Source organism: Maricaulis sp. (genome assembly GCF_030149425.1).
In the GTDB taxonomy this organism is placed as follows: domain Bacteria; phylum Pseudomonadota; class Alphaproteobacteria; order Caulobacterales; family Maricaulaceae; genus Maricaulis.
This window is the reverse complement of record NZ_JASBRQ010000062.1, coordinates 1-16,826: the sequence shown is the minus strand read 5'-3', so window position 1 is coordinate 16,826 and position 16,826 is coordinate 1. Positions and strand designations below refer to the sequence as shown.

The 16,826-nt window shown below is 63.2% G+C and carries 18 protein-coding genes and 1 pseudogene; 16 read left to right on the top strand and 3 right to left on the bottom strand.

The features are described from left to right. The first annotated feature begins 48 nt into the window (after nucleotides 1–48). The 3 genes from Q1V57_RS10685 to Q1V57_RS10675 all read left to right on the top strand — a co-directional run bounded on the left by Q1V57_RS10685 (nucleotide 49) and on the right by Q1V57_RS10675 (nucleotide 1,676). Entirely contained in the window at nucleotides 49–732 is a 684-nt protein-coding gene (locus tag Q1V57_RS10685; protein WP_300530421.1) for a 50S ribosomal protein L21, read from the top strand. 13 nt (nucleotides 733–745) lie between these two features. Continuing rightward, nucleotides 746–1,015: a 50S ribosomal protein L27 gene (gene rpmA, locus Q1V57_RS10680; protein ID WP_300530418.1), complete on the top strand. Its 270-nt coding sequence runs from the start codon at nucleotides 746–748 to the stop codon at nucleotides 1,013–1,015. A gap of 130 nt (nucleotides 1,016–1,145) precedes the next feature. Beyond that, complete coding sequence (locus Q1V57_RS10675; RefSeq protein WP_300530415.1) at nucleotides 1,146–1,676, top strand: GNAT family N-acetyltransferase; 531 nt, start codon at nucleotides 1,146–1,148, stop codon at nucleotides 1,674–1,676. An 18-nt stretch (nucleotides 1,677–1,694) separates the two neighbouring features. On the opposite strand, the gene Q1V57_RS10670 is transcribed toward Q1V57_RS10675, so the two are convergent. Then, nucleotides 1,695–2,642, bottom strand: a complete 948-nt coding sequence (locus Q1V57_RS10670; RefSeq protein WP_300530413.1) for a hypothetical protein — start codon at nucleotides 2,640–2,642, stop codon at nucleotides 1,695–1,697. A gap of 244 nt (nucleotides 2,643–2,886) precedes the next feature. Between Q1V57_RS10670 and obgE the strand changes: the two genes are divergently transcribed. The 13 genes from obgE (at nucleotide 2,887) to Q1V57_RS10605 (ending at nucleotide 16,059) form a co-directional block, all read left to right on the top strand. Next, nucleotides 2,887–3,933, top strand: a complete 1,047-nt coding sequence (gene obgE, locus Q1V57_RS10665) for a GTPase ObgE (RefSeq protein WP_300530411.1) — start codon at nucleotides 2,887–2,889, stop codon at nucleotides 3,931–3,933. Then, nucleotides 3,930–5,063: a glutamate 5-kinase gene (gene proB / locus Q1V57_RS10660; RefSeq protein ID WP_300530408.1), complete on the top strand. Its 1,134-nt coding sequence runs from the start codon at nucleotides 3,930–3,932 to the stop codon at nucleotides 5,061–5,063. Before obgE ends, proB begins: the two co-directional genes overlap by 4 nt. After that, complete coding sequence (locus tag Q1V57_RS10655; protein ID WP_300530405.1) at nucleotides 5,060–6,325, top strand: glutamate-5-semialdehyde dehydrogenase; 1,266 nt, start codon at nucleotides 5,060–5,062, stop codon at nucleotides 6,323–6,325. The genes proB and Q1V57_RS10655 overlap by 4 nt, the downstream gene beginning before the upstream one ends. Next, a complete protein-coding gene (locus Q1V57_RS10650; protein WP_300530402.1) occupies nucleotides 6,318–6,926 on the top strand; it encodes a nicotinate-nucleotide adenylyltransferase in 609 nt (202 codons plus the stop codon). The genes Q1V57_RS10655 and Q1V57_RS10650 overlap by 8 nt, the downstream gene beginning before the upstream one ends. A 44-nt stretch (nucleotides 6,927–6,970) precedes the next feature. Further along, on the top strand, nucleotides 6,971–7,975 hold the full coding sequence (egtD, locus tag Q1V57_RS10645; RefSeq protein WP_300530400.1) for an L-histidine N(alpha)-methyltransferase: 1,005 nt from the start codon (nucleotides 6,971–6,973) through the stop codon (nucleotides 7,973–7,975). Between the two features lie 50 nt (nucleotides 7,976–8,025). Further along, on the top strand, nucleotides 8,026–8,430 hold the full coding sequence (gene rsfS / locus Q1V57_RS10640) for a ribosome silencing factor (protein WP_300530397.1): 405 nt from the start codon (nucleotides 8,026–8,028) through the stop codon (nucleotides 8,428–8,430). Next, on the top strand, nucleotides 8,431–8,901 hold the full coding sequence (gene rlmH, locus Q1V57_RS10635) for a 23S rRNA (pseudouridine(1915)-N(3))-methyltransferase RlmH (RefSeq protein WP_300530395.1): 471 nt from the start codon (nucleotides 8,431–8,433) through the stop codon (nucleotides 8,899–8,901). Between the two features lie 31 nt (nucleotides 8,902–8,932). After that, nucleotides 8,933–10,153, top strand: coding sequence for a peptidoglycan DD-metalloendopeptidase family protein (locus tag Q1V57_RS10630; protein WP_300530392.1), 1,221 nt, complete (start codon nucleotides 8,933–8,935; stop codon nucleotides 10,151–10,153). Between the two features lie 117 nt (nucleotides 10,154–10,270). Next, nucleotides 10,271–11,584 (top strand): S41 family peptidase, encoded by a 1,314-nt coding sequence (locus Q1V57_RS10625; protein ID WP_300530389.1) that lies wholly within the window; start codon nucleotides 10,271–10,273, stop codon nucleotides 11,582–11,584. 109 nt (nucleotides 11,585–11,693) lie between these two features. Then, the gene (locus Q1V57_RS10620; protein WP_300530386.1) at nucleotides 11,694–12,989 is read left to right on the top strand and encodes a divergent polysaccharide deacetylase family protein; all 1,296 of its coding nucleotides are present in this window, start codon (nucleotides 11,694–11,696) and stop codon (nucleotides 12,987–12,989) included. Between the two features lie 2 nt (nucleotides 12,990–12,991). Continuing rightward, nucleotides 12,992–13,495, top strand: coding sequence for an RNA pyrophosphohydrolase (locus Q1V57_RS10615; protein WP_300530383.1), 504 nt, complete (start codon nucleotides 12,992–12,994; stop codon nucleotides 13,493–13,495). Nucleotides 13,496–13,587: 92 nt separating this feature from the next. Next, nucleotides 13,588–15,135 (top strand): serine hydrolase domain-containing protein, encoded by a 1,548-nt coding sequence (locus Q1V57_RS10610; RefSeq protein WP_300530380.1) that lies wholly within the window; start codon nucleotides 13,588–13,590, stop codon nucleotides 15,133–15,135. 51 nt (nucleotides 15,136–15,186) lie between these two features. Then, nucleotides 15,187–16,059, top strand: a complete 873-nt coding sequence (locus tag Q1V57_RS10605; RefSeq protein ID WP_300530377.1) for an alpha/beta hydrolase — start codon at nucleotides 15,187–15,189, stop codon at nucleotides 16,057–16,059. 55 nt (nucleotides 16,060–16,114) lie between these two features. On the opposite strand, the gene Q1V57_RS10600 is transcribed toward Q1V57_RS10605, so the two are convergent. Both Q1V57_RS10600 and Q1V57_RS10595 read right to left on the bottom strand, forming a co-directional pair. After that, entirely contained in the window at nucleotides 16,115–16,516 is a 402-nt protein-coding gene (locus tag Q1V57_RS10600; protein WP_300530374.1) for a F0F1 ATP synthase subunit epsilon, read from the bottom strand. Nucleotides 16,517–16,547: 31 nt separating this feature from the next. After that, nucleotides 16,548–16,826: pseudogene (locus Q1V57_RS10595) on the bottom strand (F0F1 ATP synthase subunit beta); the annotation flags it as partial.

The window sequence follows — 16,826 nt, the reverse complement described above, 5'->3', positions numbered from 1 at the left end:
AGGTGGTCGGCAGCGGACCGACGGGATCGAATAAAAGGACCCATGATCATGCACGCAGTGATCAAGACGGGCGGCAAACAATACCGTGTCGCCACCGGAGACGAGATCCGGATCGAAAAACTCGAAGGCCAGCCCGGCGACACCCTGTCGCTCGGTGACGTCCTCATGCTCTCGGGCGAAGACGGCGTGACCGTTGGCGCACCGGTGGTCGAAGGCGCTCAGGTGATCGGCGAACTGCTCGACACCAATCGCGCCAAGAAGATCATCGTCTTCAAGAAGCGCCGCCGTCAGAACTATCGTCGCACCAAGGGCCACCGCCAGTGGGGTTCCGTTGTGCGCATCGCCGAGATCGTCGCACCGGGCCAGAAGGCCAAGACCGCGCTGAAGACCACGACCGCTCCGGTCGAGGACGCACCGAAGGCGGCTCCGAAAGCCAAGGCGGCGCCGAAGAAAGCGGCTGCTCCCAAGGCGGAAGCCAAAACCGAAGCGCCGAAAGCCAAAGCGGCTCCGAAAGCGGAAGCTGCTGCAGGCAATGACGACCTGACCGCCCTGACGGGTGTCGGTCCGGCCCTCGCCAAGAAACTCAACGAAGCCGGCATCACGTCCTACGCGCAAGTCGCGGCCTGGACCGAAGCCGACCTCGACACGCTCACCGAAACGATTTCCGGTCTCAAGGCTAAAGCCGAAAAAGGCGACTGGATTGCAGCCGCCAAAGATCTGGCTGGCAAGTAAGGAGGACTGACTTATGGCTCACAAAAAGGCAGGCGGTTCGTCCCGTAACGGTCGCGATAGTGAAGGCCGGCGCTTAGGCGTCAAGAAATCCGGCGGTCAGCACGTGATCCCGGGCAATATTATTATCCGTCAGCGCGGCACCAAGGTGAATCCGGGCGCCAATGTCGGTATGGGCAAGGATCACACCCTGTTCGCCCTCACCGAAGGCCGAGTAAAATTCGCCAAGAAAGCCGGTGGCAAGTCCTACGTATCCGTAGAGCCGCTTGCTGACGCAGCCGAATAGAACGGTTCATGACATATCGGACCGTTCGCTTGTAACAGCGGGGTCCGAACGACGCGAACGCGTAAAGGGGAGACGGGCCACCGCCTCCCCTTTTCATTTGCTCCCCGGCAGGACATGACGGAGCCGGACCATGGGCCCGAGGATAGAAACAGAACGCCTGACCCTGCGTCTGCCCGAACTGGGCGATGCGGCCAATATCTCACGCTATTGCGGCGAGCTCGATGTGGCCAAGATGACCAGCCGCATCCCGCACCCCTATCCGGTGCTGGCGGTCGAGATGTGGATACTGCAGACCCGCGCGGCCTGGCGTCCGGCTGGCAATCAATCGCTGACCGTGGAGATTGATGGCGAGGCGGCAGGCGGTGGTGGCGTGTTCCGGCGCACACCGTCCAGCGATTGGGAAATCGGCTACTGGATTGGCCGGCCCTGGTGGGGCCAGGGTCTGGGCACTGAGCTGGGCCAGGCCCTGATCGACTTCAGCCGCCGCCAGATGGGCGCAGAGCGCATTGTGGCCGGCCACTATGCCGACAACCCGGCCTCCGGGAAAATCCTGCAGAAACTGGGTTTCAAATACACAGGTGAAGAGCCGGCCCTGTTCTCCATGGCACGCCTCGGACGCGCGGTATGCAAGAATATGACGCTGGAGTGCGAGGCGGCCTGACCGCCTCGCGCCGCACCGTCAGATACCGGCAATCCGGGTGGCATATTCGCTGAAATCCACGCGCCCATCCCCGTTTGTGTCAAAGCGGCTATGGGTGCGCCAATGATCGGCAGCAGACAGCTCGCCGCGCGCTGAGCTGCTGACACCCTGCGGATCGAACCCGCCAACATCTGCACGGCAAACGGCGATATGGGCCGGTTCGGGCTGACGGAAGCTGCGCGCCACGCCGGGTGCGGCCGGAGCGGGTTGCGCCTCAGCCCTGAGCCGGGCATCGGCCGGGGTCAGATATCCGTCGCCATCCATATCCGCGTATTCGAACGTCTCCATGACCCGGTCATAGCGATCGACAATGAATTCCTCGGCACTGATCTCACCGCTGCCGTCACGATCGATGCGCTCGAAGACGCCGGAATGATGGACATCGAAAGAGACCGAAGCTGCCGCCACGCAAGCCTCGCCGAGCTGGCTCGGGTCGCGCAGTATTTCCCGGTAGTTGATGTCATACCCGACAAAGACTTGCCCAATGGCAGACGCCCGCCGGATCGAGTGTGCCGGCTCGGCCGGGCTGGATCCGGCGATGATAGCGGCAAGACTTCCGGTCATTCGCCGGTATTCGGCGCGGGTGACCGTATCGCTAAGATCGGTATCGATTTCGCGGAATTGGCGATAGGCGATCGCCGAATTGGCATCTTCGGCATGATCGGCGTCGAGAAAGGCGACCAGCGCATAGGCCCCGGCACTGGCGCCGAGAAAAGCTGAAACAAGCAAGAGTCCACTCCTGGGTAGGCGGTTCATCGGACCAAAATCCGAATAGGCCCGCATGGCATCACGAATGACCTCGCTCGCAGACCGCCCGACCTTGCGGCACGCCTCCAGGAAAGCCGCCTTCTCCTCCGGGGCGACCCGGACCTCCAGCATCTCGGTCTTCTTGGACGGGCGTTGTTTCTTGCGATCTGCGTTCGACATCACGGGGCCAATGCTTTTCCGGCCTTGCCCGCCGGAACCAGAAGTTTCGTGTTCATACCCGGAAGGTTTCCCGTCCGGACCGGGAAACACGGCAGTCCAAGCCCGGCAGCGTCAAGAAAATCCGTGTCCATACACGCCGTTTTTCAGCAGTTCGGACCTCCTGTTTGCACAAAGAGACTGAATTTTCGCCACAGACACTATATAGACGGCAGATTGTGCAGACGCGAAGATAAGAACACCAACAATGAAATTCCTCGACCAGGCCAAAGTCTTTGTGAAATCCGGCAACGGAGGAGGCGGGTGTGTCTCCTTCCGGCGGGAGGCCTATGTCGAATATGGCGGGCCTGATGGCGGCGATGGCGGTAAGGGCGGCGATGTCTGGGCCGAGGCCGTGGACGGCCTCAATACCCTGATCGACTATCGCTACCAGCAGCACTTCAAGGCCCAGACCGGTGTCCACGGCATGGGCCGCGACCGCACCGGGGCCGGGGGCGATGATGTCGTGCTGGAAGTCCCGATCGGTACCCAGATCCTCGACGAGGATCGCGATGAAGTTCTGGCCGACCTGACTGCGGTGGGCCAACGCGTCATGCTGGCCAAGGGCGGCGATGGCGGCAAGGGCAATGCCCGTTTCAAATCGTCCACCAACCAGGCCCCGCGCAAGTCGACGCCCGGCTTTCCCGGCGAGGAACGCTGGCTCTGGCTGCGCCTGAAACTGATCGCCGATGTCGGCCTGGTCGGCCTGCCCAATGCCGGCAAGTCGACCTTCCTATCCGCGGTCAGCCGCGCCAATCCGAAGATTGCCGCCTACCCCTTCACCACCCTTTATCCGAATTTGGGTGTGGTCGATCTGGGCCCGGGCTCGCGCTTTATCGTGGCGGACATTCCCGGTCTCATCGAGGGCGCGCATGAAGGCGCCGGCATCGGCGACCGTTTCCTCGGTCATATCGAGCGCTGCGCCTCGCTGATCCACCTCATTGACGGCACCCAGGACGACCCGGTCGCAGCCTATCATGTCGTGCGTAAAGAGCTCGAAGCCTATGGCGGCGGGCTGATGAACAAGCGTGAGATCATCGTCCTCAACAAGACCGACGCGCTCGGTGATGAACTGGCGCAGGCGCAGGCCGATGATCTCAGCCAGGCGCTCGACCGCGAAGTTCGCCTGATGTCCGGGGTCTCCGGCGCGGGGGTCAAACCCTTGTGTTCGGAAGCCTGGAGCATGGTTCAGGCGCAACGTGCCGACGAGAAGGCCGAAGCCGCAGGTGAAGACTCGGGGTGGGCCCCGGAGTGAGCCGGCCTGACCTGCAGACGGCCGGACGGATCGTCGTCAAGATTGGCTCGACCCTGTTGCAGGCCGGCGCGCCTATTATCAATGCCATTGCGCGCGATGTCGCCACCCTGTGCGAGACAGGCTCTCAATGCGTGATCGTCTCATCGGGTGCGGTCGCGCTCGGACGCCCCCGTCTGGGCCTTGCCAGCCAGACGCTCAGCCTGGAACAGAAGCAGGCGGCCGCTGCGGCCGGACAACCGGTTCTGGTGAACACCTGGGAACAGGCCTTTGCCGCGCATGGCCGCTCGACCGCGCAGGCGCTTTTGACTCTCGATGTGACCGACAATCGCCGCCGCTGGCTCAATGCCCGGGCGACGCTGGACACGCTCCTCGAGCTGGGTGCCATCCCCATCGTCAATGAAAACGACACCGTGGCGACGGACGAAATCCGCTATGGCGATAATGACCGGCTTGCCGCCCGTGTCGCCCAGCTCATCGGGGCCGAATGCCTGGTTCTGCTGTCGGATATCGACGGCCTCTACAATGCGGACCCGCGCACTCATCCGGACGCTGAACGGATCGCCGAGATCACCCGCATCGACGATACGGTGCGGGCCATGGCCGGCGGCGCCAACACGGCCGCAGGCGCAGGCACCGGCGGGATGCGCAGCAAGATCATGGCGGCCGAGATCGCCACGGCCTCGGGCTGCAGCGTGATTATTGGCGATGGCCGCAAGACCAGCCCGGTGGCCCGGCTCGCCGGCTCCGAATGCGGTAGCCTGTTCAGCCCGGCGGTCTCGGCGGCCTCGGCGCGGGAGCGCTGGATTTCCGGGGCCGCAAGCCCCCATGGCGAGATCATGATCGATGCCGGCGCTCTGCAAGCCCTGCGCGCGGGCAAATCGCTTCTGGCCGTCGGGGTCGTCGCGATCAAGGGCCAGTTCATGCGCGGAGACACGGTGCGGATTACCGATGCCGACGGCCATACCCTTGCCCGCGGAGTCAGTGCCTATGATGCAGCAGATGCCACCCGCATCGCCGGCCGGCGAACCGAGGAGATTGAGGCCATACTGGGCTATCGCCGCACCGCCGCCCTGGTCCATGCTGACGACCTGGTCCTGGAACAGCAATTTGCCAAAGCGAGTTCGACGTGAAGCCCGAAATCCATAAGGTCATGCAAACCATGGCAGACCGGGCGTGCGAGGCCCGGCGCGCCGCCGAGATCCGGCCCGCCGAGGACCGGACGCGCGCGATCGAGACCGCTGCCGAGGCGATGCATGATCAGAGCGGTACTATTCTCGCCGCCAATGCCGAGGATTTGGCGCGCGCCCGCGAACGTGGCCGGCCCGCCGCTTTCATCGATCGCCTAGAACTGAACCAGGCGCGCCTCGATGGCGTCATCGCAGGCATAAGGGCGATCGCGTTGCAGCCGGACCCCTTGGGTGAGGCGATCGAGCAATGGTCTGCCCCCAGCGGGGTGGATATCCGCCAGACCCGCATTCCGATCGGTGTGCTGGCGGTGATTTTTGAAAGCCGGCCCAATGTCGCCGCCGATGCCGCCGCGCTCGCAATTCGCTCGGGCAATGCGGTTATCCTGCGGGGCGGCTCGGACTCCCAAGCCTCCAGCCTGGCCATTGTGAGCGCCATCCGCGATGGGCTGGCAGCAGCCGACATGCCGGTCGATCTTGTCCAACACCCCGAGACAACCGATCGCGATGTTGTAGGCGCCCTGTTAAGCGGACTGAATGACCGTATCGATCTGGTCGTTCCGCGCGGCGGGCGGGACCTGGTTGCACGCGTCCAGGCCGAGGCCCGCGTGGCCGTGCTGGGCCATCTTGATGGTGTCTGTCATGGCTATGTCCATGCCAGCGCGGATGCCGAAATGGCCAGAACCATCATCCGCAACAGCAAGATGCGCCGGACCGGCGTATGCAATGCGCTGGAGTGCCTGCTTGTCGACCGGGACTGTCTCGACACGGTCTGGCCGCAGATCGCTCGCGACCTCAGCGCCGATGGATGTGAGCTGCGCGCCGATGAAGCCGCCCGCGAGGCCTGGCCGCAAGCGCATGCGGCGAGCAATGACGATTGGGGCCGTGAATATCTCGACGCCATATTGGCGGTCAGGACCGTGGACGGTCTCGATAGCGCACTGGATCACATCAATCGATACGGGTCCGGCCATACCGATCTTATCATCGCCAGCGATGAAGCGGCGATCCGCTCCTTCCAGGGCCGTGTCGATAGTGCCGTTGTGCTCGCCAACGCCTCAACCGGATTTTCCGACGGGGCTGAATTCGGATTTGGCGGGGAGATCGGTATCGCGACCTCGCGGCTCCATGCCCGCGGCCCGGTCGGCGCCCGGCAGCTCACCACCTTCAAATACCTCGTCAGTGGCACAGGTCAGATCCGTGGCTAGACGGCGTATCTCCGATGCGTTGAAGGGCGAGGGCATCGCCCCGGGCATGAAAATCGGCCTCTTCGGCGGCAGTTTCGACCCCGTCCACAAAGGCCATCTCCATGTCGCGGAAACCGCCCGGCGGCGCCTCGGTCTGGATCAGGTCTGGTGGCTGGTCTCGCCGCAGAACCCGCTGAAAGCGCGACGGGCCGGAGACTTCGCCGACCGGCTGCGAACCGTAAAGCAGCGGGCCGGCGGGAAAGGCATGGTTGTCAGCGATATCGAGGCGCGGCTGGGAACCCGCTATACCGCTGACCTTGTCGACCGGCTGCGCCAGCGCTTTCCGCGAACGCATTTTGTCTGGGTCATGGGCGGCGACAATCTTCGCCACTTCCACCGCTGGCATCGCTGGCAGGATATCCTGGCGGCCCTCCCGGTCGCAGTGGTGTCGCGACCGCAAGACCCGATCAAGGCCCAGCTCTCTATCATGGCCCGGTGCTATGCCCGCTCGCGCAGACGTGAAGGCGAGGCGAAAAAATTACCCCTAACAAAACTACCGGCATGGACCTATCTGACAGAGCCGTTACAATCTGTCTCATCCACCGCGCTTCGCGCACGCTAATTGCATAGCTCAATTTCCAGATCATTCAGCCGATAGGACACCTTATGACCGACGCCGCGCTCGGCCGCCCGACGATGCACGCCAATCTGGACTTCTTCGACGACCAGCACCCGCCGGCCGGGGATTTCCTGCGCGATGTTCTGGCCGGAATGCGCCGGGCGCCGAAATCCATCCCGCCGGTCTATTTCTATGACCGCAAGGGTTCGGCCCTATTCGATCAGATCACTCAAGCGCCGGAATACTACGTCACCCGGACCGAGCTGGCGCTGCTGGACGCCATCGCTCCGGAGCTCGCGGAACGCGCCGGACATGGCGCCGTGGTGGTCGAGCCGGGATCCGGATCGAGCGTGAAAATCCGCAAACTGCTTGATGCCCTGGGGGATCCGGCCGGCTATGTCGGCCTGGATATTTCCCGCGATCACCTGCTCGACGCCTGTACAGAACTGAAGCTGGATTATCCCGATTTGAGCGTGGGCGCGGTATGTGCCGACTTCACCGGCGGTCTCGACCTTGACCATCTGCCGCTTCCGGAAGGCCGCCGTGTGGTGTTTTTCCCGGGCTCGACGATCGGCAATTTCGAGCCCGAAGCGGCACGCGGGGTTCTCAGCGGTTTCCGCTCGGGCATGCGCCGCGGTGATGCTGTGCTAATCGGCGCAGACCGGGTCAAGGATGCGGATGTGCTGGTCGCCGCCTATGATGATGCGGCTGGCATCACGGCACAGTTCAATCTCAACCTCCTGACCCGCATCAATCGTGAGCTCGACGGCACCATACCGGTCGAAGCCTTTGGCCATCTCTCCCTCTGGAATGCCGAGAAGAGTCGAATCGAGATGCACCTTGAAGCCAGCCGCAAGCTGAGCTTCTCGATCCGGGGCGAGCATTTCGAAATGGAGAAGGGGGAACGCCTGCATACCGAGAACTCGCACAAGTTCACCCCGCAAGCCTTCGGAAAGCTGGCAGAATCAGCCGGCTTCGAGATTACGCGCAGCTGGTCGGACGCGGGTGAATTCTTCACGCTTTACTGGCTCGAACCGCGCTGGGATGCGTGATATAGTACCCTTTGTTGTTTGGGTTGTCAGAAAGGACATCCGCCCTGTCTATGGAAAACTCGCACCGCGTTGAGGGTGAAACGGCGGCTGCCGTTCGCGTTACCGGTGATGAAGCCCCCGTCGAGGCCTTGGAAACCATCATCCTCGACACGCTGGACGACGATAAGGCTGAAGACATCGTCGCCATCGATCTTCGTGGAAAATCATCTGTTACCGATTTCATGGTGATCGCCTCCGGGCGGTCGGCCAGGCATGTCAATGCGCTGGCGGACCACCTGTTGCGCGAATTGAAGGAAAACGGTGCCGGATCGGCGCGCGTCGAAGGCCTGCAGGCCTGCGACTGGGTGCTGATCGACACCGGCGATATCGTCGTGCACCTCTTCCGCCCGGAAGTCCGCAGCTTCTACAATCTGGAGAAGATGTGGTCGGTGGATTCGGAAACGGCGGCCAGCTAGTTGAAACTCACCCTGGCGGCGCACGGCCGGATCCGGTCCGGCCCCGAGCGCGAACTGGTGGATGATTATCTCGCACGCGCCACGGCGACCGGCCGCAGTATCGGCCTGGGCCCCGCGACCGAGCTTGAGATCGACAATCGAGCCTTGAAGACCAAGACCGATGAAAGTCGGGCACTGGCGCAAGCCCTGCCGTCCGGCTCTGTCCTGGTATTGCTCGATGAGCGCGGCAAGGCGTTGAGCTCGCGCGCCCTGGCCGAACAGGTCGGGCGCTGGCGCGATGATGGCCGCCGCGAAGCAGTGTTCTGTATCGGCGGCGCCGATGGTCATGATCGCTCGGCCCTGCCGCAACCTGATCTGGTTCTGGCCTTCGGCCCGGCGGTCTGGCCACACAAGCTGATCCGGGTCATGCTGGCGGAACAGCTCTACCGGGCCAGCGCCATTCTGGCCGGTACACCTTATCATCGTGATTGAGCCCCGACCGTACCGCTATTAGCCTGAGGCCATGCACCCGCTTCTGCTTGTCGCCCTTTTTGCCTTTACCCAGCCGCCGGATATTCCCGATGCGGCCGAGGCGGAGCGTCTGGAACAGCAGCAAGAACGCGCCGCCGAACAAGCCCGCGAAGCCGCCACACAGGCGGATGCCGTGGCGCAGGAAATCGCGCTCCTGCAGCGCCAGCTGGTCGATCTGGGTAGCAGGGTCGATGCCAGCGAGACGGCCGCTCTGGTCTCGGAGACCGAGTTGCAGCGCCTGGCGGAGCAGGAAGCGGAGATCCTCAACCGGCTCGAAAAAAACAGGGACACGCTGATCGACATACTGGCGGCGATCCAGCGGGTGGAATCGCAAACGCCGCCGGCCGTCCTGGCTTCGCCGGAGAACGCCGCCAATGCGGCGCGCGCGGCGGCTCTGATGGCCGATGTCACCCCCGGCCTGCGCGAACGCGCCGAGGCGCTGGCGCTCGAACTGGACAGCCTGCGCGATGTCCGCGCCCGGATCGAAACCGAGCGCGACACCCTCGCCCTGACCGAAGTGACGCTGTCGGAACAGCGTATCGAACTGGAAGTTCTGATCGCCGAACGCCGCGCCCTGGAGGCCCGCCGCCGCAATGAAGCGGAAGACCTGCTCACGGCCGCGACCACGGCCGGAAACGAGGCCCGCTCGATCCGCAATCTTCTCGGTGAGCTTGCAGCGATGGCTGAAGTCGTGCCGCGGCTGAGCCCACAGCGTGCGCCGCCGGAGGGCGAAATCCCGACCCCGCGCATGCGCCCGGCCGGCACGCTGGTCGCCGCTGCCGCACCGGAAGCGCCGCTTGAGCGCCTGCGTTTTGCCGATGCCCGCGGCCGTCTGCGGCCACCGGCGATCGGCACTTTGACCCGGCGCTACGGGCAGGTGGACGAAGATGGGACACCTTCTGAAGGAATTTTCATTCGAACTCGATCCCGCGCGCAGGTAGTCTCGCTTTTCGACGGCCAGGTCGAGTTCGCCGGACCGTTCAATACATATGGCGGTCTCTTGATACTGAATGTCGGGGATGGCTACTATATCGTGCTGGCAGGCATGGCCGTGACCTACGCAAGCGCAGGTCAGAATGTTCTGGCCGGTGAACCGGTCGGGGCCATGCCGGATACTGGCGAAACGGCACCAGAATTGTATCTGGAGCTGAGACGGGGTGGTAACGCTGTCGATCCGGGGCCCTGGCTCCGGCGCGATGCACAGTCAGGCTAGCAGGCTGCGAAAGCAGTCAGCGGGCTGGCAAATAGGCGGGTAAGCGAAGAGGATGGACTTCCTTAACCCGGTTCACGCGTATGATGTACGCGAACGCGATGAAGGACGCGCGGTGTAATGCGGATCAATATCCTGGCTTCGATCACGGCTTTCGCCCTGGGCGCCTTTGCGCTCGCTGTCTCCGCCGAAGGCAGTCAGGAGGACCGCACCGAAACCTTCCGTCAGCTTGAGCTCTTCGGCGACGTTCTCAGCCGGATCGAGGCGGACTATGTCACCGAAACCGAGAAAGCGGCGCTGATTGAAGCGGCCATCGAGGGCATGCTGACCTCGCTCGACCCGCACTCCGCCTATCACAATCCCGACAGTTACGAAGATTTGCGCGTCTCGACGCGCGGCGAATATGGCGGCCTGGGCATGGAAGTGACCCGCCGCGATGAGTTCATCACCATCGTCTCGCCGATTTCCGACACCCCGGCTGAACGCGCCGGCCTGCGCACCAATGACCGCATCATCGCCGTTGATGGCGAGAGCATTATCGGCATCACCGTCGATGATGCCGTGGAAATGATGCGCGGTGCCGTCGGCGAGCCGGTGACCATCACCATCGCCCGCGAAACCGTTGACCCGTTCGACGTCACCCTGGTGCGCGACACGATTCCGCTGCGCACGGTGGCCTGGCGCATTGAAGACGATGGCATTCCCTATATGCGCATTGCCGGCTTCAACGAGCGCACGACGGAAATGGTGCTGGAAGGCATTAACGAGCTCGAAGACGAGTATGGCGCACCACTGCCAGGCCTGATCCTGGACGTCCGTTTCAATCCCGGCGGACTGCTCGACCAGGCGATCGGTGTCACCGATATCTTCCTGGATGGCGGCGAGGTGGTCTCCACCCGCACCCGCGATCCGCGCGAGACCCAGCGCTATAATGCCCGCCCGGGCGACCGCTTGAATGGCGCACCCATCGTGGTGTTGCAGAATGAAGGTTCGGCCAGTGCGGCAGAGATCGTTGCCGGTGCCCTTCAGGACCGCGAGCGCGCAGAACTGGTCGGCATGACCAGTTTCGGCAAAGGCTCGGTCCAGACCATTATCCCGCTGCGCGGCGGCCGCGATGGCGCCCTTCGCCTGACCACCGGCCGTTATTACACGCCGGCCGGCCGTTCGATCCAGGCGACGGGTATTATTCCTGATACCCAGATCGCCAGCTATGTGATCGAAGCGGATGAAGAGACCGTGCCGGGCGTGATCCCGTCGGAAGCCGATCTCCCGGGTGCTCTGGAAAACGAGAACGGTACCGAGCGTGAGGAAACCGCCACGGCTGACGTCGAGCAGCCGCCGGCCGACTGGGCCGAGGACGAGGATTATCAGCTCGCCCGCGCCAAAGAGATCCTGCGCACCAGCATGGAGAGCCAGCAGGCCGCCCTGCAATAGGCCAGGCAGGCCATCTGGCCGGTCAGCGTTAACCGTTTCTTTTCCGCAGCGGATCACTCTGTGAGCGAGAGCGTGCGCCCGGGCGCACGCACCCTGTCAGAGAAGATCAATGTCTGCCGCCGTACTGCGCCATGCCGCTCCATTGATGACCCTGCGTGCCCCGCTTTTTGCCGGGCTGGGCGCGGCGGGTCTGTTTGCGATCCTGATCCTGACCATCGCTGTCTTCGGCAATGGCGAGATCGACACGCCGGCCGCGCGCGGCGATGTTGAGCCTCTGCCCGCCTCGGTCCTCACTTCTGTCGAGCCGGAAGCGGAATATGGCGACGCAATTTCCTTCGTCGAACCGGGTGATGGCGCCGAGGCGAGCCTTGATGGCGTCCCCGAAGGCTTTGAGACTTATAACGAACCCGCCGCTGAAGACGTGCCGGCGTCTGCCCCCACCCGCGCCAACACGGCAGCCCCGGCCAATCCCGAAGCGCTTCCGCGCGCGCCGATGGCCGGCCTCAGCGAACGCGGGCCGGGCGGCCTCCTGCCGGTGATCGGACCCAATGGTGAGCGCGTTTCACGCGCCTATGCCCGCCCCTTCCATGGCGACCCCAACACGCCGATGATTGCCATCGTGGTCGGCGGCATGGGGCTGAATGCCCGCGTCACCGAAGCCGCAATCGACAACCTGCCACCGGAAGTCGCTCTGAGTTTCGCGCCCTATGCGTCTGATCTGCAAAGCTGGATCGACCGGGCGCGCGCCGCCGGACATGAAGTGCTGATCGAAGCGCCGATGGAGCCCTTTGATTATCCCAATGACGACCCGGGTCCGCATACCCTTTTGGCCGACGGACCGGCGCCCGAGAATGAACGCCGCCTGGCCTGGATTTTGAGCCGGACCACCGGATATTTCGGGGTCACCAATTATCTCGGCGCGCGGTTCTCGACCTCTGCTCCGGCCCTGACCCAGGTGCTCGAGTCATTGGAGCGTCGCGGCGTCGCCTTCCTGCATGACGGCAATGGCCGCCGCAGCCTGATCGACAGCGTCGGGCGCTCGACCGGCGCGCTCTATGCCATCGCCGACCGTATTGTCGACGAAGACCCCAGCCCCTCCTCGATCGATGACCGCTTGTTGGCCCTGGAAGCCCTCGCGATCCAGAATGGCGCGGCCATGGGGACCGGTTTTGCCTATCCCGCCACGGTCGAGCAGATCGAAGCCTGGGCTGAAGGTATCGAGCTGCGCGGCTATCAACTCGCACCGCCATCCGCCGTAATGGCCCGCCGCCGCCTGGAAGCACGCCTGGCAGCGGAAGCGGCAGGGGACGACCATGCCGCAGACAATACCAATCACCGTTGGGCCGATAATGCCGGTGAAGAGGCTGGCGACGAGTATGGCGGCGGTGATGATTACGGCCACTAGCAATGTCTGACGCCTATCCGGACCATCGACCCAATGTCGGACTGGTCCTGTTCAATGCTGAAGGGCTGGTCTGGGTCGGGCGCCGCAACGGAGCCGAAGAGCCGTGGCGCTGGCAATTCCCACAAGGCGGTATTGATAAGGGCGAAACACCTGAAGCGGCCGCCCTGCGCGAGCTTTACGAGGAAACCGGTATCACAGCAGACCAGGTGTCGGAGATCGGCCGGATCGAGGACTGGCTTGCCTATGACTATCCGCCGGAGGTGCGGGACGATCCGCGCTTTGCCCGCAAGCGGCATCTCGGCCAGAAGCAGCGCTGGTTCGCTTATCGATTCCTCGGTCAGGACAGTGATTTCGACCTGGAAGCGCATGGGGAGGTCGAGTTCGACGCCTTTCGCTGGGTCAAGCTAGAGGACACGGCCGCCGGCATCATTCCCTGGAAACGTCCCGTATACGAGACCGTGATCGCCCGTTTCGCACCGCTTGCGGTCCCAGTCAAAACCGGCTGAGGCCCACTTCGGGCCGATTGGATTCGTCTTTTAAGCGAACTGAATGCTATACTCTCCCCCGTGAGGGATCGTTAGATCGGGGAGGGTTTACGATGAAACCACTCATTCTTGCCGGCCTGTTGGCCAGTTCCAGCCTGCTGTGTGCAACCGCCGCCGCGGCTCAAGACCGGCAGCCGGCCCGGGCTCTGGCTCAGCGTGCCGTTGCGCAGACCGAAATCCGCGCAGCGCTTGCTGACAACCAGGTTCAAACCACATTGCGCGACCAGGTTCGCGGTATCGATACCCGCCAGCTGCAACAAGCCGCGACGCGCTATTCACCGCCGCAACGCAATCTCGATATCGCCGATGTCGAAGCGGACATCGCCGCCCCTTCAAGACAGCTCAATACCCGCCAGATGAATGCACTTGCAGCGCCGGACCGGAGTCGCCGTATCCAAGCGGCTCCTGAAAACCTGGCACCGCAGCCTGTCCGGGCCGCCATTGCGGCGACCTCCGGGAATAATCAGCGTGTGGCTACCTCGGGCGCGATCCGCCGGGCAACGACGGCAACCCGCCCCGCCAATCCGGGCCTTGATCTCAACGCGCCGCCCGTGCCGACACTGAACGTCAACGGCTTTGGCGAAGCGGTCCATGCGGCCCTGCGCAATTCCACCAATGGCTACACCATGCGCATGCGCCGGGGCGGCCAGACCATCTATACCCTGCAATGGAATTGGGCGCAGAACCCTGGAGACGGGCAGCGCGGCTGGACGCCCGGCCGCTCGATGCACATCGCCTCCATCTCGAAATTCGTCACCGCCGTGGCGCTGCTCGACCTCCTCGACCGGCGCAATATCGATTTCGATACCGAGATCGCCCAATACCTGCCCGATTACTGGAGCCTCGGTCCCAATGTGGACGACATCACCTTCCAGGAGTTGATGAACCATACCTCCGGCTTTTCCACCGGTGGCTCAGAGTCCAGCTTCTCCTTTATGCGTCAGCAGGTTGCGCAGGGTTTCCCGGCCAGCCAGTCGGGCGATTACGACTATGAGAACATGAATTTCGGGCTGATGCGCATCCTCATCGCCACGATCGGCGGATATATCGATGAAGACGCCAATTTCGGTCCTCTTTTCAATAACATCATGTGGGATCTGGTGACCAAGATGGCCTATGTGGACTATCTTGAGGAGCGGGTCTTCGGGCCGGCCGGAGTAAGCGGGGCATCGCTGGGCAGTAATAATGCGACGGCACATGGCTATACCCGCACCGGGCTGAATGGCCAGGACTGGGGCAATCTCGCCGACTGGGCGGGTGGGGCCGCCTGGCATATGACCGCCGACGATGTGCTCGATATCGCCAGCTGGTTCCGCCGCTCCGGAGCGCCGATTTCACGGGCCCGGGCCAGCGAGGCGCTGCAGGAAGGCTATGGGGTAGACGGCTCATGGAACACTCCGGTGGGCCGCATCTATCACAAGAATGGCAGCTGGCGGACGGGCGGTGGCTGCAATATCCGCCGCCAGGTCCAGTCCATCCTCTTCTTCCTGCCCGAGGACATGGAAGTGGTGGTCTTCGTCAACTCTCCCATTGGCGCGACCTGTCAAAGCCTGCGCGATGTGATCCGCACCGCCTATACCAACAACATCGATATGCCTTGATGTAGACCGCAAAACAGAAGAGGCTCCGGCATAACTGGATCAGGATGCCGGATGACCTCGCGCATCGCGTCACTCGACGCTTATCGGAACAGCGCCCGGAAGATGACCGGGCCGCATGGCGACATCGCCTGGTGGATGCGCGGGAGCGGCCGCCCGCTCCTGCTCATCCATGGCTTCCCCACCTGCAGCTTTGACTGGTTCAGGATCTGGCCGGACCTGTGCCAGGCCGGTTTCAACCCAATTGCGCTGGACATGCTCGGCTTCGGGCTGTCGGACAAACCCGCCTATCACCGCTATGATTTGATGCAGCAAGCGGACCTACAGGTGCAATTGCTTGGCGAGCTGGACATCGAGGCCTGCGATATCATCGCGCATGACTATGGGGTTTCGGTCGCCCAGGAATTACTGGCGCGGCAAAAGCGTGGCCGTCTGCCATTCAGGATCGGCTCGATTGTGTTTCTCAATGGCGGACTGTTTCCCGAACAGCACCGCGCCAGGCTGATCCAGAGAGTCCTCAACAGCCCGCTCGGCAGCGTCATTTCCGGCCTGTTGAGCCGGGATCGCTTCGGCTCTTCATTTGCCAGCGTTTTCGGTCCCAATAGCCGGCCCGATGCGCAAGAGCTGGACGATTTCTGGTCTTTGCTGGAGCACAAGGGCGGCCACCGCATCGGTCACAAGCTGATCCGCTATATCGAGGACCGCAAGCGCCATAAGAGCCGGTGGGTGGGCGCACTCAGTGAGAACGGCGCCCGCCAGATCCTCATCAACGGCACACTCGACCCGGTCTCCGGCGGCCATCTGGCCGATTATTATGAAGCGCAATTGCCCGCCGCACAGGTCATCCGGCTCGACCATGTCGGGCACTACCCGCAATGGGAAGATCCCGAAGCCGTGGCCAGTGCCGTGCTGGCTTTCCTCAAATAGCAAAAGGCCGCCCCTTAAGGGGCGGCCTTTGAACATGTTCAGATTCCGCGATCGCTTACGCGTCGAGGGCAGCCTGCATGGCTTCCAGCTTGGCCACCTGGGCCTCGGCTTCTGCCTTGGCTTCCTCGGACTTGGCGATGGTCACGTCTTCGCGTGCATCGGTCAGGTCCTGGGCCAGCTTGGCCGGGTCGAGTTCGGCCATCGGAATGGCTTCCTCGGCCAGAATGGTCAGACCCGCCGGGGTGACCTCAGCGAAACCGCCGTGTATGAAGGTCTTCTCGGCCTTGCCGTCATCGAGGACGGTGATCGCGCCGGGGCGGATCACAGACATGAAAGGCGCGTGCTCCGGCAGGACGCCGAAATCGCCTTCCTCGCCCGGTACGACAACCTGGTCCACCTTGCCGGCGAACAGGCGACGCTCCGGAGAGACGAGGTCGAAATGGAGTTTGTCAGCCATCAGGCTCACCTCCGATTAGAAATCCAACCGCTTACGCGGCTTCCGCAGCCAGTTTCTCGGCCTTCTTCACAGCATCTTCGATGGTGCCGACCATGTAGAATGCCGCTTCCGGCAGGTGGTCGTATTCACCTTCGCAGATCGCCTTGAAGCCCTTCACGGTATCAGCAACCGGCACCTGGATGCCCGGGAAGCCGGTGAAGATCTCGGCGACGTCGAACGGCTGCGACAGGAAGCGCTCAACCTTACGGGCGCGCGCCACGGTCAGCTTGTCTTCTTCCGACAGCTCGTCCATGCCGAGGATGGCGATGAT